The organism is uncultured Tateyamaria sp., assembly GCF_947487805.1.
Lineage (GTDB): Bacteria > Pseudomonadota > Alphaproteobacteria > Rhodobacterales > Rhodobacteraceae > Tateyamaria.
This window is the reverse complement of record NZ_CANKXW010000005.1, coordinates 291556-313665: the sequence shown is the minus strand read 5'-3', so window position 1 is coordinate 313665 and position 22110 is coordinate 291556. Positions and strand designations below refer to the sequence as shown.

Below are 22110 nucleotides of genomic sequence, written 5' to 3'. Positions count from 1 at the left end.
CGGGCCTTGTCGGTCGAAAGACGGGAAAGAGGGCCTACCCACTGAACTCAATTTGAAAAAACTATTTGTCGGCCAGCCAAATCCGAGGCGACGGTAAAGGTTTGGCGCAGGAAACGCGCCAGCTCAACTTAGGGATTTTGCCGCCGTCATGCGTACCGTCTGACGTCATATGCCCGATCCCGAGACATTGCCGGAGGCGCCAGATCGCAACGAATTCGAGAAAATCTGGTGCGGCCGAGAAGACTCGAACTTCCACGGGTGTTACCCCACAGCGACCTCAACGCTGCGCGTCTACCAATTCCGCCACGGCCGCACGCCTTGACTTGGTGCTGGGTCTTTAGCTGCGAACGCACGCAATGCCAAGACCGAAATACCAAAGAAATCCGGGACCCCGATGGGTCCCGGTCATCAGTTGCTGTCTGTCAGTCACTGACAATTCCGAACGTGGGCAAAGCCGCGGGTTGAACGGTGGGTTGTGCAGGTGCCGCTCCGCCCACCGTCAGGGACGCCTTGCGCAAAAGCTCGGTGCGCTCGGGCTGGCCTGGCGCGAACACGGCCGCCTGCCCTTGATCAACCGCGCGGATGCCCTCGGCGTACCAGACACGCGCCGCATCGACCCGTTTGGACGTGCCGAACCCTTGGGCCAAATGGTGTCCCATCAGCTCACCATAGACATGATCCCCCATCGCATAGAGCATCAAGGCTGACCCAAGTGCGACATCCAGGTCATCGGTGCGGTATCCGACCCCCATGCAGATCTTGGCCGTGCCCTGCAACTGCGCGGGCGACATTCCCGTCGTCAGAATGAAGCCAGCGACGTCGCTGACAACCTCGGCTTGCGGCTTGAGCGCCAATGCGGCCACGAATGGCTGCATGGCGGGGCCGAACTGTTTGCACTGCGTGGCGATCTGATCAGGAGTGAACCCCTGCACCTTGGCGATCATGTCCTCGCTCTTGGCGATGGCATAGGTACGAGCAAGGCAGAACTGTTCGTTCAGCACCACGTTCGGATCGGACATGGACGCCACGGTTGTGAAACCGCCATTGGAATTGGTCAGCAACGATACCGTGTTGCAATGCGATGCAAGGGACTGCTGCGCGCCGCCGCCCAGAAAGTTCGGAAGGGCGGCAACAACCGGCTCTTGTGGCTGTGGCGCAGGCGTTGACGGCTCCACGGCTGTGACCACAGGCGCCGCGGTCTGTCCTGCCAATTCCGCGCGATAAGTCTTGAGCAGTCCTCGGGTGCCTTCCGGTGTGGCGGCGATCTGTTGGGTGACAGCATAGCCCCCGGCTTGCGCCCTGTTGTAGGAACTGATCAGCAGGTTCTGCTCGAACGGGGTCAGGGCACCCGTTGCCGGGTAGCCCATATAGGCCTGATAGGATGAAATGGCGTTCCGCGATCGTTGCCCCAGCTGGCCGTCCACCGATCCGGCGTTGAACCCAAAGTAATTAAGCGATGCCTGAATTTCGCGGCCTTCCTGCGTGGACGGCAAACGTGGCTTGTACGTCTTTTTGGTGCTGTAGCTGCGTGTCGCCGCTTTCTTGCGTTGGTTCTGTTTGGTGGCTGCGTGCCCGACAATTCCGCCGATGATCGCACCCGCAACGAAATCTCCGGCATCGGCGCTCACGCGGGTGGCGGGAACCATCGCCATGGACAGCGCCACCACGGACGCCGCAATCGTCTTTGTAAACATCAAATTCCCTCCGTAAAATATACACCCAGCCTACCACCTGAGGGCGATTTGCATAGTCTCGAATTCCTGACCATGACGGTGCTACCCTTGAAATCCCCTCGCGGGACAGCGATGTAATTTGCCTTGCTGCACAAACAAAAGCGACCATCTGCCATGCCCCAAGACGCCCCATTCATCGATATCGACATTGTGTCCGATGTCATGTGTCCTTGGTGCATTGTCGGCTTTCGCCAACTGGAACAAGCCCTTGCCATGACAGGCTCGGGCGCGCGCATCCGGTGGCATCCATTCGAATTGAACCCGGCCATGCCGCCGGAAGGCCAGAACCTGACCGAACATATCGCAGAGAAATATGGCGCGTCCGCCGAGCAATCGGCACAGAACCGCGCCCACCTCGTTGCACTGGGCAAGACGCTCGGCATCGATTTCGCGTTTTCAGCACAAAGCCGCATCTACAACACGTTTGCGGCCCATCAGGTGTTGGATTTCGCCCTGTCCCAGGGCGTGCAGCACCCACTGAAACTGGCCCTGTTCGAAACCTATTTCACTGGCCAGCGCGATGTGTCGGACTGGGACGTGTTACGCGACGTCGCTGAAACCGTGGGCCTTGACCGCGACGACGTCACAGACGTTCTTGAAAGCGGCCGATTGGCGCAAGGCGTTCGGGAAAAGCAGCAGTTCTGGACAGCGAACGGTATTTCTGGCGTGCCGAGCATGGTGTTTGACGGCAAGTACCTTTTGACAGGCGCACAGGGCGCTGACACTTACGCACAGTTGTTGCAAAAGGTGGCCGTCGAGGCGGCCTAGACCCCGGCCGCGCGCCCCTCAAGCCGGGCACGCGCCCCCGCAAGGACAAGCGCCGCGATCCCGGCTGCGATCACCGCATAGCCCGCTTCGGGCGTGTCGGGAAAAACCATGCGATTGGTCGTTCGCTCGGGCAGAAAGTTGAACAGACCGGCGACGCATAGGCCGCGCCAGTAAAGCGAGCGCATCACGACCCTGTGCAGGGTGACACGGCCCTGAAAAATGTGTCGCATGCCTTCAAAGAGCGACCACAAGGCAAAGAGTGCGAGCAAGTGGATCGGGCTGAACGGACCGATGACCGGGAAGCTGTGGATACCAAAGGACGACAGGGCCGCAGCCCCCATTGCCAGCACCCAGACATAGCCCATGATCTTGTGCACCCGCAATTTACGGCGCCCGTAAATCACAAAGGGCCCCAGTATCAGTGCAAGCACGGCGCTGACCACGTGCAGCTGGATGATCGGCGAGGCGGACAGGAGTGGAAGCAAAGTCATGGCGGGGTCTTTCCAGTTGCGGTGTCGAACGACCCTCAGCTAGACAAGGCACAGGCGGCCATTCCATTGTGTTTGCGTGAAAAAGGGGGCGTGCTTCGTGAATGACGATGAACCGCAATTCACGCTTCGTGAATGGCGGCTGCACATGGCCCACCCCGCGACATTGACGGCCTTGGCCGGGGTGGCGCTTGTGCTGGCGATGGCAGGCCCCTTTGGCACCGACATGCGGCTGAGCTTTGGTGCTCGGCTCGTTTATTGGCTGACAACCGCAGTCCTGTGCTATGGCGTCGGTGCCCTGAGTGATGTGGCGTTGCGCCCGGTCCTGAACGGGCGCGACATCTGGTTGCGCATTGGGATCACGGCCCTTTTCAGCGGTATTTGCATTGCCGGGGTCGTCACGCTAATCAATCTGCTGGCGTTTGGATTGCTGCCCGATCTGAAAGAATTACCCGGTGCTCTGGGCCCCGTGATCGCGATTGCCGCAGTCATCACTGCCGTTCTCGCCGTGGTGCGGCTCCAACTGCCGGACGCACCGGCACGGCCCACGCCTGAACCGGCCCGCATTCTTCGTCGCATCGCCGTCGAAAAACGCGGTGCGCTTGTGGCGCTGTCGGTCGAAGACCACTATGTGCGCATCCAGACCACGAAGGGAGAGGACCTCGTCCTGATGCGCCTGTCCGACGCCATAACAGAGACCGGGGAGACCCCCGGCGCACAAGTGCACCGGTCGCACTGGGCCGCTTTCGATCAGGTTCACAGTGCCAGGCGTGCGGGCGACCGTGCAATCCTGACCATGTCCAACGGTGCCGAAATTCCCGTGAGCCGCGCCAACGTGGCTGCCATCAAGGAGGCGGGGCTTTTGCCCTGAACCGAGCATGGTGGAATGGATCACGAGCCCCGGCCTGACGGACTATCGCACGGCCGAAACCTGGATGGAGAACCGCGCCAACGCCATCGCCGCCGGTGACGCGGCCGAGTGCATCTGGCTGCTGGAGCACCCGCCCCTATATACCGCGGGTACCTCAGCAAAGGCCGAGGACCTGACCGACCCGGACCGGTTTCCGGTCTTCGACACCCGGCGTGGTGGCCAATACACCTATCACGGACCGGGACAGCGCGTGGCCTATACCCTGCTCGACGTGGGCAAACGCGGCCATGATGTCCGCGCCTTTGTCCACGACCTTGAAACATGGGTGATCGACACGCTGGACAGCTTTAATGTCCGGGGGGAAATCCGGGAGGGCCGTGTGGGTGTCTGGGTTGAACGGCCCGAAAAACCGCCCCTGCCCGACGGCACCCCTGCAGAGGACAAAATCGCCGCCATTGGCATTCGCCTGCGCAAATGGATCAGCTTTCACGGCCTGTCGATCAATGTCGAACCCGACCTGTCCCATTTTGACGGCATCGTGCCATGCGGCATCGCAGACCACGGCGTGACGTCGCTGGTTGATCTTGGCCTGCCTGTGACGATGGACGATGTGGATGTCGCCCTGCGCCGCAGTTTCGAAACCGTCTTTGGGGCTGATTAACCAAGCATCCCGGCCAGCGCACGCGCCTCATACCCTTTCATCACCGGACGCACGCACCGGCTGGCGCACATCAGCAGTTCAGGGAAGATACGCGCGATCTCTGCGGCGACGGCGCCCTCTTCGGCATCGCCGTATTCAGCTGCATCTACCGCCTCGCGGGACAGATGGAAGCTTTCGGTCGCGGCGCCTTCGGCAAAGATGATCTCGTGCCGGTCCAGCAGGATGTGGTAATAGGTCACCTGCGGGACAGGCGCACGATAGATCATGTCGCCCCGCACGAGATTGATCGCGCTCACCAGCACCTCATCGGCACCAAAGAGCATCTGCGCCCGCCAATCCGAGATCAGCATCCGGTGGGCCGGGGACACGATCAGGTCGCGGTCGTTGTCCAGCGCACCGGCAGAGATATGGACAGGTGCAAGCTCACCCGATCCGTTAACACTGCGGCGCAGAACGGCGCGCACAGGCCGGTCGCCATTGTCATACGTGCGCAAGCGCATGCCGCGGCGCAACTGTTCCACGGGCACGGGGCCGTCAACCGTGTCGATCAGCACCCCTGCGGTGAAGCAGGCCACGTTTGTGTTGTCGAATGTCAGGTCGTTCGCGCCAACACCTGTCATGGTGATCGAGCCACCGAGCGCCGTGTTGTCCGCGAAATCGCCGACAGATTGGTTCAGCACCCCGTCATCGGCCAGATCCGACCGCAATTCGTGAATGTGGGAGTAGTAGGCGCTCAGATCGATAAAATCGTTGTTGGTCTGATCGCCATCATCCAGCGCGCCGCTATTGCCCGCGTTGAAATCGGTGATGACATCATTGCCGTCGCCGGGCGTGTAGACAAACACATCATCCCCGTCGCCGCCTGTCAGGGTGTCGTCGCCAGTTCCGCCGGTCAGCGTGTCGTCTGCCCCAACCGCGAGGCCGGACTGGACGGACGCCAGAGTGTCGTTTGGATCATCCGTGGCAATGACCGACAGGTTGTCGATGGCAAAGCTTTCGTCTGTCGTCGACTGATCCAGCGTACTGCCAAAACCGATGGTCAGATTTGCGGGCGGGTCTTCGACCGTGATCTTGACGGCAAATGTCGCGTCTTCAAACCCGCCACCCGATCCGCTGGAGAAGGCAAATGCGCCGTGGGCGGTCGGAGTGTAATCGACCGTGTAGGTTGCGCCATCCGATCCGACAAAGCTCTGGCTGCCGCCGACGGCGGGCTGATTGTAAACGTGGGTGAACGACACGTCTTCGCCGTTCAGAGTGATGACAAAGCTCTCTCCGTCCCAACTGTCGATCAGGTGGGCGTCGAATTCGATAACCGCGAAATCCTTGGTGGCATCAAGGGCAAAGGTCTTTTGCGTGGCGTTCACGCCGTCAGCGGAACCAAAACGGCCCAGCACCTCGCCAACACCCGGGTCCGTTTCGGTCGCGTTGTCGGACCAGCCGCTGGCGCCACCCTCGAAATCCTCAACCGCGAGGACAGAGCCCGTAGTAGCACCGGCCCCTCCGAGCGTATCGCCAACCAGAATATCGTTGCCCGCCCCCCCGAACAGATTGTCAGACCCCAGTTCGCCCAGAATGGTATCATTGCCATCCCCGCCCAAGATCTGATCGTCGCCGGTTCCGCCGGTCAAAAGGTCTTCACGCGCGCCGCCGTCAATGGTGTCGTTGCCGCTGCCGCCGTCGATCGTGTCGTCGGAGAGGGCGCCGCCAGTGTCCGTTATGCTGTCGTTGCCCGCCCCGCCGTAGATGAAATCAGTATTGTCGCCGCCATCAATGACATCGTCGCCGCTGCCGCCATCGATCGTATCCTGACCCGCACCGCCCAAAAGCGTGTCATTTCCGCCGTCTCCGTCGATACTATCGGCACCGGCCCCGCCATCGATATAGTCATCTCCTTCGATGCCCGCCGGCGTGCCGGTGACCGAATATTCCGGTCCGGGCGGCATGCCGATCATATCAGTGGTCAGCAGGCTTTCGGATACATTGCCGGTGTCCGGCCCGCTGATCGTGGCCGCCAGCGTGTCACCGCCCTGATTCTCCCAATAGCGGATCTGGATGGTGTAGGTTTCATTCGGGTCCAGCACCACGTCGCCGAACCGCGTGGTGGTGCCTTGGTGGAAATCGTTATTCAGATAGTCGAGCGTGCCGCCGGACTGGTTGGCGAATTGCAGGGGATTGCCCGCGGAATCAAAGATCTGGATCGTAGAGCCGTCGTCCGACGACGTGGTCAGACGATACGTCCCCCCCGAAACGACGTTCAACGTGCTGGTATAGATGACGCCGAAGTTTTCCGGGTTGCTGCCGGGCGTGCCGCGCACGGTGTTGGTCAGGCCGCCTTCGTTGAAGTCGCTGACATAGCCCGATCCGGTGCGCACACCGTTCTCGATGTCAAACGCCTGCCCTGCGGCAGAGGTGAAATCATAGTCGAAGGTTTCGAAATGCCATGCGCCCTGAACCGGACCGTCACCGCTTAGCACATCTGCGCTGTCGCCGCCGTTGATCGTGTCCGAGCCGAACGCACCCGTCAGTGTGTCCGCGCCAGTTGTCCCGCTGATAACCTGGTCACCCTCGGTTCCGGGATTCGTATTGTCATTCGTTGCCATTGATCTTCACTCACTCCACAGCGCTTTGCACGCATTCACGGAGCGTTAATGGCGGTGGAATCAGGTTTATCGGTGGATGAAAGATGCGCACAAAGCCACGAAACCTAGGCCATTTTGTGCGGTCGGCCCTGATTTGGAAACGCAAGCACAAGACAGGCGCGATCGTTTCCACGGTGGAAACACCGGCACCAATTTGGCTGGGTTTTCAAACCAGACCCCAACGGACTATGCATCATGGTTCACACGCGACAATTCATCCCGGTCCCAAAGGCGATCTTCCATTGATGCGGGCGTGCCAAAACTCTAGAACCACTCAAGAATCCGTGTGCGGATGGGAACCCCGCGCGCGTTAACAGTTCCAAGCCAGGAGGCACCGCATGGCAGACGCAGCCATTCACGGGCACGAGCACGAAGACGAACGGGGCTTTTTCACCCGTTGGTTCATGTCCACCAACCACAAAGATATCGGTATCCTGTACCTCATCGTTTCGGCCCTTGTCGGCTTTGTCTCGGTGGCGTTCACGGTTTACATGCGCCTCGAACTTATGGATCCGGGCGTACAGTACATGTGTATGGAAGGCGCACGCCTGACAGCCGCGGCCGCGGGTGAATGTACGCCCAACGGCCACCTCTGGAACGTGCTGATCACCGGACACGGCATCCTGATGATGTTCTTCGTCGTGATCCCCGCGCTTTTCGGCGGGTTCGGCAACTATTTCATGCCGCTGCAGATCGGTGCTCCGGACATGGCGTTCCCGCGGATGAATAACCTGTCCTTCTGGCTGTATGTGGCCGGTACCACGCTGGCGATCTGTTCGGTGCTCGCCCCCGGTGGCAATGGCCAGGCCGGCTCGGGCGTGGGCTGGGTTTTGTACCCGCCGCTGTCGACCAATGAACAGGGCATGTCGATGGACCTCGCTATCTTTGCGGTCCACGTTTCGGGTGCCTCGTCGATCCTGGGTGCAATCAACATGATCACGACATTCCTGAACATGCGGGCCCCCGGCATGACATTGTTCAAGGTGCCGCTGTTCTCTTGGTCGATCTTCATCACGTCGTGGCTGATCCTTCTGTCCCTGCCGGTTCTGGCGGGCGCGATCACCATGCTTCTGATGGACCGTAACTTTGGCTTCGCCTTCTTTGACCCCGCAGGTGGCGGTGACCCGGTGCTGTACCAGCACATCCTGTGGTTCTTTGGTCACCCAGAAGTGTACATCATCATCCTGCCCGGTTTCGGCATCATCAGCCACGTGATCGCAACGTTCAGCCGCAAGCCGGTCTTTGGCTACCTGCCGATGGTCTGGGCGCTGATCGCAATTGGCGTGCTGGGCTTTGTCGTGTGGGCGCACCACATGTACACGGTCGGCATGTCGCTGAACCAGCAGGCCTACTTCATGCTGGCGACGATGGTCATCGCGGTGCCCACAGGGGTCAAGGTCTTTAGCTGGATCGCCACCATGTGGGGCGGTTCGGTCGAGATGAAGACACCCATGCTGTGGGCCTTCGGCTTCCTGTTCCTGTTCACCGCAGGTGGGGTCACGGGCATCGTACTCAGCCAGGCCGCCGTGGACCGCTACTATCACGATACATACTACGTGGTCGCGCACTTCCACTACGTGATGAGCCTTGGCGCCGTGTTCGCGATCTTTGCGGGGGTTTACTTCTACTTCCCCAAGATGACAGGCCGCATGTATCCCGAATGGGCAGGAAAGCTGCACTTCTGGGCGATGTTCATCGGTGCCAACATCACCTTCTTCCCCCAGCACTTCCTGGGTCGCCAAGGGATGCCGCGCCGCTACATCGACTACCCCGAGCAGTTTGCTTATTGGAACGAGTGGTCGTCGTGGGGTGCATTCCTGTCCTTCGCGTCCTTCGTGTTCTTCTTTGGTGTGATTGGCTATTCGCTGCTGCGCGGCGCCAAGGTGACCGAGAACAACCCGTGGAACGAATATGCGGACACGCTGGAATGGACACTGCCCAGCCCGCCGCCAGAGCACACGTTCGAAATCCTGCCCAAGCAGGAAGACTGGGACAAGTCGCACCGCTATCCGGATAACTTTGACGAGTGGGTCGACACCAGTCACCCGCGAGACGGACAGTACAAACCGGAATAGCCCGGTCTGAGACATGAAACTGAAACAGGGCTCCGGTGGCGACCGGGGCCCTTTTTATTTGGCGATGGTCGTGTGGCCAGTCCGGGTCATGAATCACGGCGCCTTGCCGCCTGCTATGCAATAACAGCGCGACGTCACACGCGGTTCGTTGCTTGTTCGCGCCGAGAAACGTGCAGATTGCCGCCCATTTAGGGCGCGCGGCGCTATCGCGGTTTCATGCCCCGCTAAACGTCCCATATGCCGAGTGTGCCGCACATGGACCACGCTGCCCGAACACGTGCCCCCTTGCGCACCCTGATACAGCCAAAGGAGCATTCCAATGCGTCTGCCAAAACTGACAACCGGCGCCCTCGTGGCCGCCATCGCCCTCGTCCCCGCCACCCGCGTTGCCGCCGACGGCAAGGATTTCATCACCGGTGCCCTGATCGGCGGTGTCGCCGGTGCCATCATCCAGAAAGAGGTGCGCAAGAAGAAAGCACGCGACGCCCAGATCCAGCAGCAACAGCGCGCCCGCACCCGCGCCACCGCCCCGACGGCGACCTACAAGCCCAAGCCCCGCAAATACACCGCCAAGAAAGCCTATCGGCCCAGCATCCCCGCCACCACCGAAGGTCGCGAGATTCAGTCGGCGCTGACCTATTTCGGCTTTGATGCAGGAACTGTGGACGGTCGCGTCGGCCCCAAGACACGCAGCGCGATTTCGAATTACCAACGGTATATGGGCTATGAGGCCACCGGGACGTTAACCACGTTTCAGCAGCATCTGCTGACCACGTCCTACCTCCGCGCCGAGGCGGGCGGCAACAGCACTCTGGGCCAGATTGCGGCCCTGCCTGACGGGACACGCGGGCTGCTCAAGCTTTACCGGCAGGACCTCGCCTCCGGTACGGCGCAGCGACGCACCCTTACGCCGGAGCCGTCAGTGGCCTATACCGATCTCTGACCAGATCGCGGTGCGGGCCCGAAACACCCGCGCCGCGACACCCTGTCGTTCGACAAGGGCGCGAGACAGATTATAAATCCTGTCATGCCATATCGTTGGACCACAGAACCGGACGCACAGGTGCAAGAGCTCCTGCTCTGGCCGCACAATTCGCTGCCCCCGCACGGGATGGCGGCTTTTGTTCTGGCGACATTCACCTTGATCCTCATTCCCGCACTGCCGCTTTTGGGGAGTGTCGTGTTATGGGGGGTACTGCCCTTCCTGATGGTGGCCGTGTGGGGCATCTACTATGCGCTCCGCCGCAATCGCCGTGCCCGCCAGATCATCGAAGTGCTGCGACTGGATGCAGAGGAAACGCACCTGACCCGGACCGACGCCAACGGCGCGGTCCAGACATGGGATTGCAACCGCTACTGGACGCAAGTGACCAAGCATGAGGACAAGGGCCCTGTGCCCAACTACATCACGCTCAAAGGCAAAGGGCGCGAAGTAGAGATCGGCGCGTTTCTCAGCGAGGAAGAGCGGCTTGACCTCTTCGAAGACCTACAGCGCGCCTTGCAGCGGCCAACGGCGGTCTAGGACGCGCAGAGCCGATCCTTGACCATCGGACCAACAGTGCCGAAATCCATCTGGCCGGTATATTTCGACTTGAGCACACCCATCACCTTGCCCATGTCGCGGATGCTGTCCGCGCCGACCTCGGCGATGGCGGCATCGACGGCCTTGGCGCTGGCATCGTTGTCCAACTGCTGTGGCAGGAATTCTTCGATGACCTTGATCTCCGACAGCTCGCGTTCCGCCAGATCCAGCCGCCCGCCTTCCTCATAGGTGCGGGCACTTTCGGTGCGCTGCTTTGACATTTTCCCAAGGATCCCAAGCACTTCGGCCTCTCCGACACCGTCATCTTCGCCTGCCGCGCGGGCGTCGATATCCTTGTCCTTGATCGCGGCATTGATCAGCCGCAGCGTCGACAGACGCTCCGCATCCTTGTCTTTCATGGCCTGCTTGAGAGCGGCCGAAATCTTGGCGCGTAAATCCATTTGTGATGTCCATCCCCATGGGCACGTGTTGAACTTGGGACCATACTGAAAACGGATATACGAGGCAACCCGGACGAAGCGGCACAAGTTACTGTTTTAAAACGAAAACTCAAAATTCCGATCTTGCTTGACCCTGTGCCCTGCGCACACTAGTTTCCGCGCAATTTGCCGACATTCCACATGTTCCCCCTGCTGCCAGAGGTCCGCCCATGAACGCCGCCGCCACACCTGCACCGACTGCCTGCCTCGCCCTTGCTGATGGCACATTGTTCTTCGGCCACGGGTTCGGAGCCACAGGCCAGACCGAGGCCGAACTGTGTTTCAACACGGCCATGACGGGATACCAGGAAATCATGACCGACCCGTCTTATGCCGGGCAGGTCGTGACCTTTACCTTTCCGCATATCGGCAATGTGGGCGTGAACCCCGAAGATGACGAAACAGGCGATCCGGTTGCCTCTGGTATGGTGGTCAAGTGGATGCCCACAGACCCGTCGAACTGGCGCGCCGCGGAACACCTGTCGGGCTGGCTGGCTGCGCGCGGGCGGATCGCCATCGGCGGCGTGGACACGCGGCGTCTGACGCGCGCGATCCGGCAGGCTGGCGCACCACACGTGGCCTTGGCGCACAGCCCCGATGGCACATTTGACACTGATGCGCTGGTTGCTGCCGCGCGCGCCTTTGCGGGCCTCGAAGGGATGGATCTGGCCAAGGAGGTCACCTGCGCCCAATCCTATCACTGGAACGAGATGCGGTGGGCCTGGCCCGAAGGCTATACGCCCCAGACCGACCCCAAGCACAAAGTGGTCGCCATCGACTATGGCGCCAAGCGGAACATCCTGCGCTGTCTTGCCTCTGCGGGCTGCGATGTGACCGTTCTGCCCGCCACCGCCACTGCCGAAGAGGTGATGGCCCACAATCCAGACGGCGTGTTCCTGTCCAACGGCCCCGGTGATCCGGCGGCCACCGGGGCTTACGCGGTACCGATGATCCAAGATATCCTGGGCCGGGACGTACCCATGTTCGGCATTTGCCTTGGCCACCAGATGCTGGCCCTCGCCCTGGGTGCAAAGACGATCAAGATGAACCACGGTCACCACGGCGCCAACCACCCGGTCAAGGATCTGGACACAGGCAAGGTAGAGATCACCTCGATGAACCACGGATTTGCCGTGGATGCGCAGACCCTGCCTGATGGCGTCATCGAAACCCACACGTCGCTCTTTGACGGCTCCAACTGTGGCATCCGGGTCGAGGGCAAGCCGGTTTACTCGGTCCAATACCACCCTGAGGCAAGCCCCGGCCCGCAAGACAGCTATTACCTTTTTGAACGATTTGCCGACGCGATGGCGGCGCGCGCCGTCTGAGGCGGGATTGCATCGCGCTTTGGTTGATTGATCCGCGCAACGCCACAACCTTAACGCTTCGTTAACTGGACAGCTTCACAGTGGGCCCGAGCCATATGTTCGGACCCCATCATGAGCGATCCGTTACTGCGCCTTTCCCAGCCCCGCCCGGTCCTGCGGCGGGATCGGCCCACCTTGCCGGTGGGGCGGCAATTGGTGAATGCGGGTCTGATCACTCAGACGACGTTGATCGAAGCACTCGGCAAACAGCACACCTATAATGCACCATTGGGTGAGATTCTCGTCGCCGATGGGCATGTGGACCGGCGCGACGTGTTGCATGCGCTTGCAACGCAGCACGACACCGATCATGTCGACCTAAGGCTCGATCCACCCAGCCCGCTGATGGCCCGCGCCCTGCCCGCACGCCTCTGCCAGAAATTTAGCGTTGTCCCGTGGCGATGGATCGGCACAACGCTGCTTGTCGCGACAACCCGGCCGGACCGTTTTGATGCCTTGCGGGCCGCAGCGCCTGCCCCTGGCTTTGACATCCGACCCGTGCTGGCCGATCAGGACCAGATCAACACGCAAATCAGCACGCTGCACGGCGCGGAACTGGCGCACCGCGCGGTGACGCTTGTTCCACAAGAGATCAGCTGCCGCGACTGGTCACCTCTCAAGGCTCTGGGAGACGGCGGGCTGGTGTTGCTTGCGGCGCTCTTCGGCGCCGCACTGATCGCCTTTCCGCTATGGGTGATGACCGCCTTGATCGGATGGGGTGTGGTTACGCTGGTCCTGACGACCGTGCTGAAATTGTTGGCGCTTGTTACACAAATGACCGACCGGGTGCCGACGGCCCCCGAACCGCTGCCCAAGGTCGTCCCGCACCGGTTGCCGCGTGTGTCAGTCATGGTGCCATTGTTCAAGGAAGAGCGGATCGCCGAGGCGCTTGTTGCCCGACTTTCCCGCCTCACCTACCCAAAGGCCCTGCTCGAAGTGGTGCTGGTGCTCGAAGCCAAGGATGCCGTCACCCGCGCCACCCTTGCCCGGACCAAGCTGCCGCAATGGATGCGCGTTGTCGAAGTGCCCGATGACGGTACGATCACGACCAAACCCCGCGCGTTGAACTATGCACTGGATTTCTGCGACGGGGACATCATCGGGGTGTGGGATGCCGAGGACGCGCCGGAGATTGATCAGATCGAAAAGGTCGTGGCGCATTACGCCCAGGCAGGACCGGATGTGGCCTGCCTGCAGGGTATCCTCGACTACTACAACTCCAGCTACAACTGGATCGCCCGCTGCTTTACCATCGAATATGCCAGCTGGTGGCGGCTTGTCCTGCCTGGCGTCGCGCGCATGGGTTTGGTCCTGCCCTTGGGTGGCACCACACTCTTCTTTCGACGCGAGATCCTAGAAGAGCTTGGCGGCTGGGATGCGCATAATGTGACCGAAGACGCCGACCTGGGCGTGCGACTGGCGCGGCGGGGATACCGGACCGAACTGATCCCCACCGCCACGTTCGAAGAAGCCAATTGCCGCGCCTGGCCTTGGGTCAAACAGCGGTCGCGCTGGCTCAAGGGCTATCTGATCACCTATTGCGTGCACATGCGGAACCCGCGCGCGCTGTTGCACGATCTGGGCTGGAAACGGTTCATCGGGTTTCAGGTCATGTTTCTGGCGACATTCTCGCAATTCGTGACCCTGCCGCTTCTGTGGAGCTTTCTCCTGCCCACATTCGGCCTGCCTCACCCGGTTACCGAAACGCTGGGCGCAGGTGTCATCTGGCCGCTTGCCGGGTTCTTCATCTTTGCCGAAATCCTCAACGCGCTGATCGGCATCCTTGCAACGTCTGCCAAAGAACGCAGGCACCTGATCCCGTGGGTGTTCACGCTTCCGCTCTATTTCCCGCTGGGTGCGCTGGCCAGTTACAAGGCGCTCTACGAACTGGTCTTTGATCCCTACTATTGGGACAAGACCCAGCACGGCACAGCGCAACCCTAGCCGTCTTCCTTGCGCGCCTCGGCATCCTGTTTCAAACGGGTCATGAACGCGACGGAGATGTGATCCCGCAGCGCCTGACCCGCGGCGGCCTCATCCTTGGCCTCGATCGCCGAAACGATGGCGTCATGCTCGGACTGCGCGATGCGTGTCCGTCCCACCGCGGCCAGAGATGTCGTCGCCATCAGCGCCATGGTGCGGTGCACCAGATCGAGTTGCTGCACAAGATAGCGGTTATGCGAGGCAAGGTGGATCTGCTGGTGAAACCGGCGGTTGGCCCGCGCCAGCGCGGGTGGGTCACCGATCAGCGCGTTGTCCTCCTCGACCATCTCGCGCAGGATGCGCACCTCTTCGGACGTGGCGTGACGCGCCGCAAGCGATGCGGCCAACCCCTCCAACTCGCGCCGCACCACATAAAGTTCGGACATCTGGTTGTGATCCAGAGACGCGACGATCAGGCTGCGCCCGTCGCGCGACAACAGCGATTGCGTCTCGAGCCGCTGCAAGGCCTCGCGCACCGGCGTGCGGGACACGCCGAACCGATCCGCCAGCTCGCTTTCCACCAGCCGGTCACCGGGGCGATAAGTGCCGATGTCGATCGCGTCGAGGATCATGGAATAGGCGTCTGTGTTGTTCGGGCGTGGGGCAGGCATGCGGGCCTCGCAAGTCATTGAATTGCATCACACTAGAGCGTGCGCCGACCTGCACGCAACCCTCGTGACTTGCACCCCGCCCGGTGGCGGCCTAAGCAGTTGCCATGTCCGCATCCGATTTCTCCCATGTCCGCGCCTGGGTCTTTGACCTAGACAACACGCTCTATCCGCCCTCCGCACGGCTGTTTGATCAGATCGAGGTGCGCATGACGGCCTATGTGATGGACGCGCTTGGCGTCTCGCGCGCCCGCGCCGATCAGTTGCGAACGCAGTATTGGCACGATCACGGGACCACTCTGGCGGGCTTGATGCGCGAACATGACCTCGATCCACTGCCCTATCTCGAGGACGTGCACGACATTTCCATGGATCACCTCGAACCCGACAGCGCGCTTGCCGACCGCATCGGCGACCTGCCGGGACGGCGCATCGTCTATACCAACGGCTGCGCGCCCTATGCCGAACGCGTCTTGGCCGCGCGTGGTCTGTCGGGCCTGTTCGACGCGGTTTACGGCGTCGAGCACGCGGATTTCCATCCCAAACCGGATCGCGCCGCCTTTGACCGCGTGTTCGGACGCGACGGTATCGACACGCGCGTCGGCGCCATGTTCGAGGACGAGCCGCGCAACTTGGCCGTGCCGCACGCGCTTGGCATGCGCACGGTGCACGTGGCCAGTGCCGCAGCACCTGCGCCGCATATCCAATATCACACGGATGATCTGACCGGTTTCCTCACCCGGTTGCAGGGGTAGGACAGGATGCCGCCTTGGCGCGGTGCGCAGGCAGCTTAGATTGCCTGTCAAAGGAGACGTCATGAGCGACATCACATCCTGCGATATCCTGATCTCCGGCGGCGGCATCGCCGGGCTGACAGCTGCCGCGGCCTTTGGGACTGCCGGTTTTTCCGTCATCTGCGTGGACCCTGCCCCGCCCGTCACCGATGGCGATGACGCGGGCGCGGATCTGCGTACAACCGCCATGCTGCAACCTGCGCACGGGGTGCTCGAGGCCGCAGGCCTCTGGTCCACACTGGAACCACATGCCGCTGCTCTGGAGGTGATGCAGATCGTCGATGCCGGTGGCACAGATGGCACCGCCCGTGCGGCCAAGGCGTTTCGCGCCTCCGACGTGTCGGACCTGCCCTTTGGCTGGAACTTTCCCAACTGGCGGCTGCGGCGCGAGATGGTGGCCCGGCTGGACGCGCTGGAGACCGTCGATTTCCGCCCGGGCGTCGGCACGAAAACCTTTGTGGGCCGCACCGCCGAAGCCCGCGTGGGCCTGACGGATGGCACGCGGGTCGCGACCCGTCTGGTGATCGCGGCAGACGGGCGCAATTCCCCGATGCGGCAAGCCGCGGGCATCGGCGCGCGCACCCGCAGGTTCGGGCAAAAAGCGCTGGCCTTTGCGGTGACCCACCCGATCCCCCACGACAATATATCGACCGAGGTGCACCAGACCGGTGGCCCCTTTACCCTCGTGCCCCTGCCGGACCGGGACGGTCGCCCCTGTTCCGCAGTCGTCTGGATGGACGATGGCCCGCGCAGTATGGCCCGGACGGTCGCAGATATTCCCGCGTTCGAGGCAGAGATGTCCGCGCGCAGTTGCGAGATCCTGGGCCCCCTGACCCTTGCTTCACGGCGCACGGTCTGGCCGATCATCAGCCAGATTGCGGACCGAATGTCCGGCACGCGCATGGCCCTGATCGCCGAAGCGGCCCACGTCGTCCCACCCATCGGCGCGCAAGGATTGAACATGTCGCTCGCCGATACCGCCAGCCTGCTGGAGCTGGCCCAGGCCAATCCGGACACCCTTGGCGACGACGCGATGCTGACCGCCTATCACGATGCCCGCTATGCCGACATCCGCAGGCGTGTCACAGGTGTGGACCTGCTCAACCGTGCAAGCCAGGCGCAGGCACCGCTGATGCGCGAGGCGCGCGCTCTCGGGCTGAACGCCCTGCACCAGATCACACCCGTACGCAAAACGCTGATGCAACTGGGGCTGGGCACGCGGCCCGCGGGCTGACCCTCAGAGAACCTGATCGACCACCCGGCGCAGCCGCGCGACGGTGCCGTCCACATCATAAAGCTTGTCCAGGCCAAAAAGACCAATGCGGAACGTCCGGAAATCCGCCGGCTCATCGCATTGCAGTGGCACGCCCGCCGCAATCTGCATGCCCTGGGCGGCAAAACGCTTGCCTGTCTGGATCTCCGGATCGGCGGTGTAACTGACCACAACACCCGGTGCGCCGAACCCGTCCGCGGCCACAGACGTCACACCCTTCTCCGACAACATGGCGCGCACCGCGCCACCCAGCGCCCATTGCGCCTCTTTCAGCTTGCCGAAGCCGTAGCCCTCCGTCTCGCGCATGGTGTCGCGGAAATCGCGCAAGGCATCGGTCGGCATTGTGGCGTGGTAGGCATGGCCGCCGCTCTCATAGGCCTGCATGATCTGATGCCACTTCTTGAGATCAATCGCAAAACTATCGGACGTCGTCTCTTCCATTCGCGCCACGGCACGGTCCGACAACATGACCAGCCCGGCACAGGGCGACGCGCTCCACCCTTTTTGCGGCGCAGAGATCAGCACATCCACCCCAAGCGCCCGCATATCCACCCAGGCACAGCCCGACGCGATGCAATCCAGAACCATCAGCGCGCCCACCTCATGCGCCGCAGCGGCCATCGCCGCCACATAGTCATCGGGCAGGATCACACCCGCGCTGGTTTCCACATGCGGCGCAAAGACGACATCCGGCTTTTGATCCCGAATGGTCGCCACGACCTCCTCGATGGGCGCGGGCGCAAAGGGCGACGGCGATGCATTGCCCGTCTGGCGCGCCTTCAGCACATGGGTCTGTGCGGTCAGACCGCCCGTTTCGAAAATCTGGCTCCAACGGTAGGAAAACCACCCGTTGCGCACCACCAGCACATCTGCGCCACGCCCGAATTGCCGCGCGACGGCCTCCATGCCAAAGGTGCCGCCACCGGGCACAACCACCACCGCATCTGCCTGATAGACGGATTTCAGCATCGCCGAGATGTCGTTCATCACCTCCTGGAACGCAGCGCTCATATGGTTGAGCGACCGGTCCGTGAACACGACGGAAAACTCCTCCAAACCTGTGGGATCAACAGTATCAAGCAATGCAGCCATGGGTATGTCCTCTCTGTTTGCAGAGGACATAACCCAACGCCGCGGCCCCGACAAAGCCTATGACAGTATACATTCGCGGCACCGCAGCACGGTGCGCCGCATATCGGAAAGCTTTTCAGCCAATCGGCCCCGGACGCCGCTCCTCGGACAAAAGCACATTCGCCTCCACCTCGCCCGCGCCGGGCAGGGTCATGATCCGCCGCCGCAACACCCGTTCGAAATCGGGAAGATCCCGCGCGACCACCCGCAGGCGGTAGTCATAGAGGCCAAGCACATGCTCCACTGTCTGCACTTCGGGGATCGCAGACACCGCGCGCTCGAAATCCTCAAGGCTCACCCGCCCCTTGGTGGCCAGTTTCACCCCAAGAAAGACGGTCACCCCGAACCCCAGCTTCTGGGCATCAAGGCGCAGACGCTGCCCCCGGATCACGCCAGCGTCGCGCAGCCGCTTGATCCGCCGCCACGCCGCCGGTTGTGACAACCCGCACGCGCGCCCGATCGCACCCGCCCCTTGCCCCGCATCCTCGGACAGATGGCGCAGGATCGCAAAATCCATGTCGTCCAGATCAATCACAGCGGCAGCGCCTCATCGCTCTTGATCCGCGCCACATGCATCAAGGCCTCTATGTCCGAGATATGCGGCAGGGTCAGGATTCGGCTGCGATAGAGATGCTGGTAATGGGCCATGTCGCGCGCAATAACCGAAAGGCGTACATCCACACGGCCCAGAAAGGTCTGGATCTCGATCACCTCGGGCACGTCCCGCGCCGCATCGATAAACTCGTCAAAGGCACTGCCTTGCGTTTTGTCCAACGTCACGCGCAAGGACACCTCAACCGCGTATCCCAGCGCCGCCCAATCAATCATCGCCTGCACGCCGTGCACCAACCCAGCGGCCCGCATCTTTGCCTGTCGGCGCGCCAACTGGCCCGCGCTGACACGCGCGCGCTCCGCCAGTTCAGTCGGCGCAAGGCTTGGGTCGGACTGCCAGTGCCTCAGGATGCGCCGGTCCACGTCATCAAGCATGATTTTCCTGCATATTTGAAGAACAATGAATGATTAGCGCTTCATTGTTCCAAAAATATGCAAATTGCAACGCAGAAAACCCGCATGCCCCATCCTATAACGCACCCAGACATCAAACGGAGGACTCTTCATGCGCGTTTATTACGACCGCGATTGCGACATCAACCTGATCAAGGACATGAACGTGGCCATCTTGGGCTACGGCTCCCAGGGCCACGCCCACGCTCTCAACCTGCGCGACAGCGGCGCAAAAAACGTCGTCGTCGCCCTGCGCGAAGGCTCGCCCTCGATCGCCAAGGCCGAAGGCGAAGGCCTGAAAACCATGGGCATCGCCGAGGCCGCCGCCTGGGCCGATCTGATCATGTTCACCATGCCCGATGAATTGCAGGCCGAAACCTACAAGAAATATGTGCACGACAACATCCGCGAGGGGGCCGCGATTGCCTTCGCCCACGGCCTGAACGTGCATTTCGGCCTGATCGAACCCAAAGCTGGCGTTGACGTGGTGATGATGGCGCCCAAGGGCCCCGGCCACACCGTGCGTGGTGAATATGTCAAAGGTGGCGGCGTGCCTTGCCTCGTGGCGGTCGACAACGACGCGTCGGGCCGTGCCCTGGAAATCGGCCTGTCCTACTGCTCCGCCATCGGCGGCGGTCGCTCCGGCATCATCGAAACCAACTTCCGCGAAGAATGCGAAACTGACCTCTTCGGCGAACAGGCGGTTCTGTGCGGTGGCCTCGTGGAACTGATCCGCATGGGCTTTGAGACCCTGGTCGAGGCGGGTTACGCCCCCGAAATGGCCTATTTCGAATGCCTGCACGAAGTGAAGCTGATCGTGGACCTGATCTACGAAGGCGGCATCGCCAACATGAACTACTCGATCTCGAACACGGCGGAATATGGCGAATACGTCTCAGGCCCGCGCGTTCTGCCCTACGACGAGACCAAGGCGCGCATGAAAGCGATCCTGACGGACATCCAGACCGGCAAGTTCGTCCGCGACTTTATGGCGGAAAACCAGGTGGGCCAGCCGTTCTTCAAAGGCACGCGTCGCATCAACGACGAGCACCAGATCGAAGCCACTGGCGAAACCCTGCGTGGCATGATGCCGTGGATCTCCGCAGGCAAAATGGTCGACAAATCCAAGAACTAAGAACCGCAGGTTGCGCCTTCACGGCGCACCTTCGCTCAGGCGCCCTTCGGGGCGCCTGTTTTACCTGACGGCAGCCGCATACCGTTCGCCCAGAACGAAATCCCAGCCGTTATCGTAGTTGCCGCGTTTGTCTGCCGCCTGATCGCCCCAGACCTCCCAACCGCTATGGGTCAGCGTGACGCGGCATCCCCCGTCCGGCAGGTCATCAAACACGACTTCCACGCGCGTCGGGTTGTCTGCATTGTTGCCCGGATGCCAGGTCATCGCCAGCTTGCGGCCCGGCTCAAACTCCAGAATCTCGCCCCAATCCGTGCGCGTGCCGTCATACATGGTTTCAAAGACCGCCCCTCCCACCTTGGGTTCAATCGTCACCGCCACTGCCACCTTACCCGCCGCCGCAGAGACCGCGTGCCCGTCCAGCGGCCACCAAGCCGCGATGCGATTTACAAAGATATCAAAGGCTTGCGCGGCATCACACGACACGTCGAGCGTTTTGATGATTGGGTCAGTCATGGCGTTGCCCTTCCATATTTCGAACTTCGGCGGCAAATCCTGCCATCACATCATCCCAGAATTGATCGAGATAGGCGCGCAGATCGGCGATCCCGGCCGCGCGAACCGAATAAATGCGGCGCGTACCCTCGGCGCGTACTTCCACCAGGCCTGCGTCGGACAACACCTTGAGGTGTTGCGACACCGCCGGCCGGCTGACCGGCAGATCCTCCGCAATCGCAGAGACCGAATTGGGCCTGCGCGCAACGCTTTCAAACACCATCCGGCGGGTCGGGTCCGACAATGCAGCAAGTGATTCTCCGTAAGTCATGACTTACGGTAAGCAATGACTTACACTATGTCAAACTGTGGGAAACGCCTCGTCGAATGCGACCTGTCCCGTGGCGGACATGATCACCGCCCGGCTCTTGGGATCTCGGCGCAACCAACCGCTGTCTTCCATCCGGGTCAACATCGCGCGACCGAGGCTGCCTGCCAAATGATTGCGCCGCTCTGACCAATCAAGGCACGTGCGGCACAGCTTGGTCCGCCCCGCCTTCAATCCGTTGATATCAATACCGAACTCACCCACAAACGTGACCCCCAACGGCGTCAGCGTCACGTCTTCGCCCTGTTCCACCAGAATGCCTTGGGCCAAGAGGCTGCGATACATCTGCACCCCCAAGCGCCCCGCCAGGTGGTTGTAACAGACCCGCGCTGTCTGCATCTGCGCATCACGGGGGCCGGTGCGCACGCGCGTTGCCCCGCGCCGCGCGGCAAGGCCCATCAGCGCCTCCAGCACCTCTGCCACATCCGCGCCTGCAAGCTGAAAATACTTGTGCCGCCCCTGTTTGCGCGGGCTGAGTAGCTCCGCATCCACCAGTTTCGACAAATGCCCGCTGGCCGTGGACAGGGTCACGCCCGCATCTTCGGCCAGCTCGGACGCCGTCAGTGCACGGCCATCCATCAGCGCCGTCAGGATATTCGCCCGCGCCGGATCACCAATCAGCGCCGCGATATGAGAGATGTCAGGACCTTCTTTCATAGTTTGATCATAGCCGAAGC

Annotated in this window: 21 protein-coding genes, 1 tRNA gene and 1 pseudogene; 11 read left to right on the top strand and 12 right to left on the bottom strand. The window is 61.7% G+C overall.

The annotated features are described in order from the left end of the window. Window positions 1-226: 226 nt before the first annotated feature. Together Q0949_RS14485 and Q0949_RS14480 are read right to left on the bottom strand one after the other, a co-directional pair. Window positions 227-313 (bottom strand) — tRNA-Leu (locus Q0949_RS14485). 109 nt (window positions 314-422) lie between these two features. Then, window positions 423-1694 carry a peptidoglycan-binding domain-containing protein gene (locus tag Q0949_RS14480; protein WP_299373610.1) on the bottom strand — a complete coding sequence of 424 codons (1272 nt, stop codon included), beginning with the start codon at window positions 1692-1694 and terminating at the stop codon, window positions 423-425. A 153-nt stretch (window positions 1695-1847) separates the two neighbouring features. On the opposite strand from Q0949_RS14480, the gene Q0949_RS14475 reads away from it, so the two are divergent. Next, on the top strand, window positions 1848-2501 hold the full coding sequence (locus tag Q0949_RS14475; RefSeq protein ID WP_299373608.1) for a DsbA family oxidoreductase: 654 nt from the start codon (window positions 1848-1850) through the stop codon (window positions 2499-2501). On the opposite strand, the gene Q0949_RS14470 is transcribed toward Q0949_RS14475, so the two are convergent. After that, window positions 2498-2992, bottom strand: a complete 495-nt coding sequence (locus tag Q0949_RS14470; protein ID WP_299373605.1) for a DUF2306 domain-containing protein — start codon at window positions 2990-2992, stop codon at window positions 2498-2500. The genes Q0949_RS14475 and Q0949_RS14470 overlap by 4 nt on opposite strands. Before the next feature lie 97 nt (window positions 2993-3089). Here Q0949_RS14470 and Q0949_RS14465 point away from each other — a divergent pair, with 97 nt between their 5' ends. Beyond that, window positions 3090-3860, top strand: a complete 771-nt coding sequence (locus Q0949_RS14465; protein ID WP_299373602.1) for a LytTR family DNA-binding domain-containing protein — start codon at window positions 3090-3092, stop codon at window positions 3858-3860. Between the two features lie 7 nt (window positions 3861-3867). Beyond that, window positions 3868-4521, top strand: coding sequence for a lipoyl(octanoyl) transferase LipB (lipB, locus tag Q0949_RS14460; RefSeq protein WP_299373600.1), 654 nt, complete (start codon window positions 3868-3870; stop codon window positions 4519-4521). On the opposite strand, the gene Q0949_RS14455 is transcribed toward lipB, so the two are convergent. After that, window positions 4518-7121: a Hint domain-containing protein gene (locus Q0949_RS14455; RefSeq protein ID WP_299373597.1), complete on the bottom strand. Its 2604-nt coding sequence runs from the start codon at window positions 7119-7121 to the stop codon at window positions 4518-4520. The genes lipB and Q0949_RS14455 overlap by 4 nt on opposite strands. A gap of 377 nt (window positions 7122-7498) precedes the next feature. Between Q0949_RS14455 and ctaD the strand changes: the two are divergent. The 3 genes and pseudogenes from ctaD to Q0949_RS14440 all read left to right on the top strand — a co-directional run. Then, window positions 7499-9169 (top strand): annotated as a pseudogene (gene ctaD, locus Q0949_RS14450) (cytochrome c oxidase subunit I); the annotation flags it as partial. A 385-nt stretch (window positions 9170-9554) separates the two neighbouring features. Continuing rightward, a complete protein-coding gene (locus Q0949_RS14445) occupies window positions 9555-10178 on the top strand; it encodes a peptidoglycan-binding domain-containing protein (RefSeq protein WP_299373594.1) in 624 nt (207 codons plus the stop codon). Between the two features lie 84 nt (window positions 10179-10262). Continuing rightward, entirely contained in the window at window positions 10263-10757 is a 495-nt protein-coding gene (locus Q0949_RS14440) for a DUF2244 domain-containing protein (RefSeq protein ID WP_299373592.1), read from the top strand. On the opposite strand, the gene Q0949_RS14435 is transcribed toward Q0949_RS14440, so the two are convergent. Beyond that, window positions 10754-11218 carry a GatB/YqeY domain-containing protein gene (locus Q0949_RS14435; RefSeq protein WP_299373590.1) on the bottom strand — a complete coding sequence of 155 codons (465 nt, stop codon included), beginning with the start codon at window positions 11216-11218 and terminating at the stop codon, window positions 10754-10756. The two genes, Q0949_RS14440 and Q0949_RS14435, sit on opposite strands and share 4 nt — an antisense overlap. Before the next feature lie 209 nt (window positions 11219-11427). Between Q0949_RS14435 and carA the strand changes: the two genes are divergently transcribed. Together carA and Q0949_RS14425 are read left to right on the top strand one after the other, a co-directional pair. After that, window positions 11428-12585: a glutamine-hydrolyzing carbamoyl-phosphate synthase small subunit gene (gene carA / locus Q0949_RS14430; RefSeq protein WP_299373588.1), complete on the top strand. Its 1158-nt coding sequence runs from the start codon at window positions 11428-11430 to the stop codon at window positions 12583-12585. A 111-nt stretch (window positions 12586-12696) separates the two neighbouring features. After that, window positions 12697-14568, top strand: coding sequence for a glycosyltransferase (locus Q0949_RS14425; RefSeq protein ID WP_299373585.1), 1872 nt, complete (start codon window positions 12697-12699; stop codon window positions 14566-14568). Here the strand turns inward: Q0949_RS14425 and Q0949_RS14420 are convergent. Further along, window positions 14565-15218 (bottom strand): GntR family transcriptional regulator, encoded by a 654-nt coding sequence (locus Q0949_RS14420; protein ID WP_299373582.1) that lies wholly within the window; start codon window positions 15216-15218, stop codon window positions 14565-14567. The two genes, Q0949_RS14425 and Q0949_RS14420, sit on opposite strands and share 4 nt — an antisense overlap. Window positions 15219-15322: 104 nt before the next feature. Between Q0949_RS14420 and Q0949_RS14415 the strand changes: the two genes are divergently transcribed. Beyond that, window positions 15323-15970, top strand: coding sequence for a pyrimidine 5'-nucleotidase (locus Q0949_RS14415; RefSeq protein ID WP_299373579.1), 648 nt, complete (start codon window positions 15323-15325; stop codon window positions 15968-15970). A gap of 61 nt (window positions 15971-16031) precedes the next feature. Next, window positions 16032-17243 carry a UbiH/UbiF family hydroxylase gene (locus Q0949_RS14410; RefSeq protein ID WP_299373577.1) on the top strand — a complete coding sequence of 404 codons (1212 nt, stop codon included), beginning with the start codon at window positions 16032-16034 and terminating at the stop codon, window positions 17241-17243. 3 nt (window positions 17244-17246) lie between these two features. On the opposite strand, the gene Q0949_RS14405 is transcribed toward Q0949_RS14410, so the two are convergent. The 3 genes from Q0949_RS14405 to Q0949_RS14395 all read right to left on the bottom strand — a co-directional run bounded on the left by Q0949_RS14405 (window position 17247) and on the right by Q0949_RS14395 (window position 19400). Continuing rightward, window positions 17247-18374, bottom strand: a complete 1128-nt coding sequence (locus Q0949_RS14405) for an aminotransferase class V-fold PLP-dependent enzyme (protein WP_299373575.1) — start codon at window positions 18372-18374, stop codon at window positions 17247-17249. Between the two features lie 115 nt (window positions 18375-18489). Then, a complete protein-coding gene (locus tag Q0949_RS14400; RefSeq protein ID WP_299373573.1) occupies window positions 18490-18948 on the bottom strand; it encodes an Lrp/AsnC family transcriptional regulator in 459 nt (152 codons plus the stop codon). Next, window positions 18945-19400 (bottom strand): Lrp/AsnC family transcriptional regulator, encoded by a 456-nt coding sequence (locus Q0949_RS14395; protein WP_299373571.1) that lies wholly within the window; start codon window positions 19398-19400, stop codon window positions 18945-18947. Before Q0949_RS14395 ends, Q0949_RS14400 begins: the two co-directional genes overlap by 4 nt. A gap of 130 nt (window positions 19401-19530) precedes the next feature. Here Q0949_RS14395 and ilvC point away from each other — a divergent pair, with 130 nt between their 5' ends. Continuing rightward, window positions 19531-20553, top strand: a complete 1023-nt coding sequence (gene ilvC / locus Q0949_RS14390; RefSeq protein WP_299373569.1) for a ketol-acid reductoisomerase — start codon at window positions 19531-19533, stop codon at window positions 20551-20553. A gap of 60 nt (window positions 20554-20613) precedes the next feature. Here ilvC and Q0949_RS14385 read toward each other — a convergent pair whose 3' ends face one another. Genes Q0949_RS14385 through Q0949_RS14375 form a run of 3 tightly spaced genes read right to left on the bottom strand, consistent with a single transcriptional unit; the run spans window position 20614 to window position 22090 of the window. Next, entirely contained in the window at window positions 20614-21066 is a 453-nt protein-coding gene (locus tag Q0949_RS14385) for an SRPBCC domain-containing protein (protein WP_299373567.1), read from the bottom strand. Continuing rightward, window positions 21059-21376 (bottom strand): metalloregulator ArsR/SmtB family transcription factor, encoded by a 318-nt coding sequence (locus Q0949_RS14380; RefSeq protein ID WP_299373564.1) that lies wholly within the window; start codon window positions 21374-21376, stop codon window positions 21059-21061. The genes Q0949_RS14385 and Q0949_RS14380 overlap by 8 nt, the downstream gene beginning before the upstream one ends. 30 nt (window positions 21377-21406) lie before the next feature. Then, on the bottom strand, window positions 21407-22090 hold the full coding sequence (locus tag Q0949_RS14375) for a winged helix-turn-helix domain-containing protein (protein ID WP_299373561.1): 684 nt from the start codon (window positions 22088-22090) through the stop codon (window positions 21407-21409). Window positions 22091-22110 lie beyond the last annotated feature (20 nt).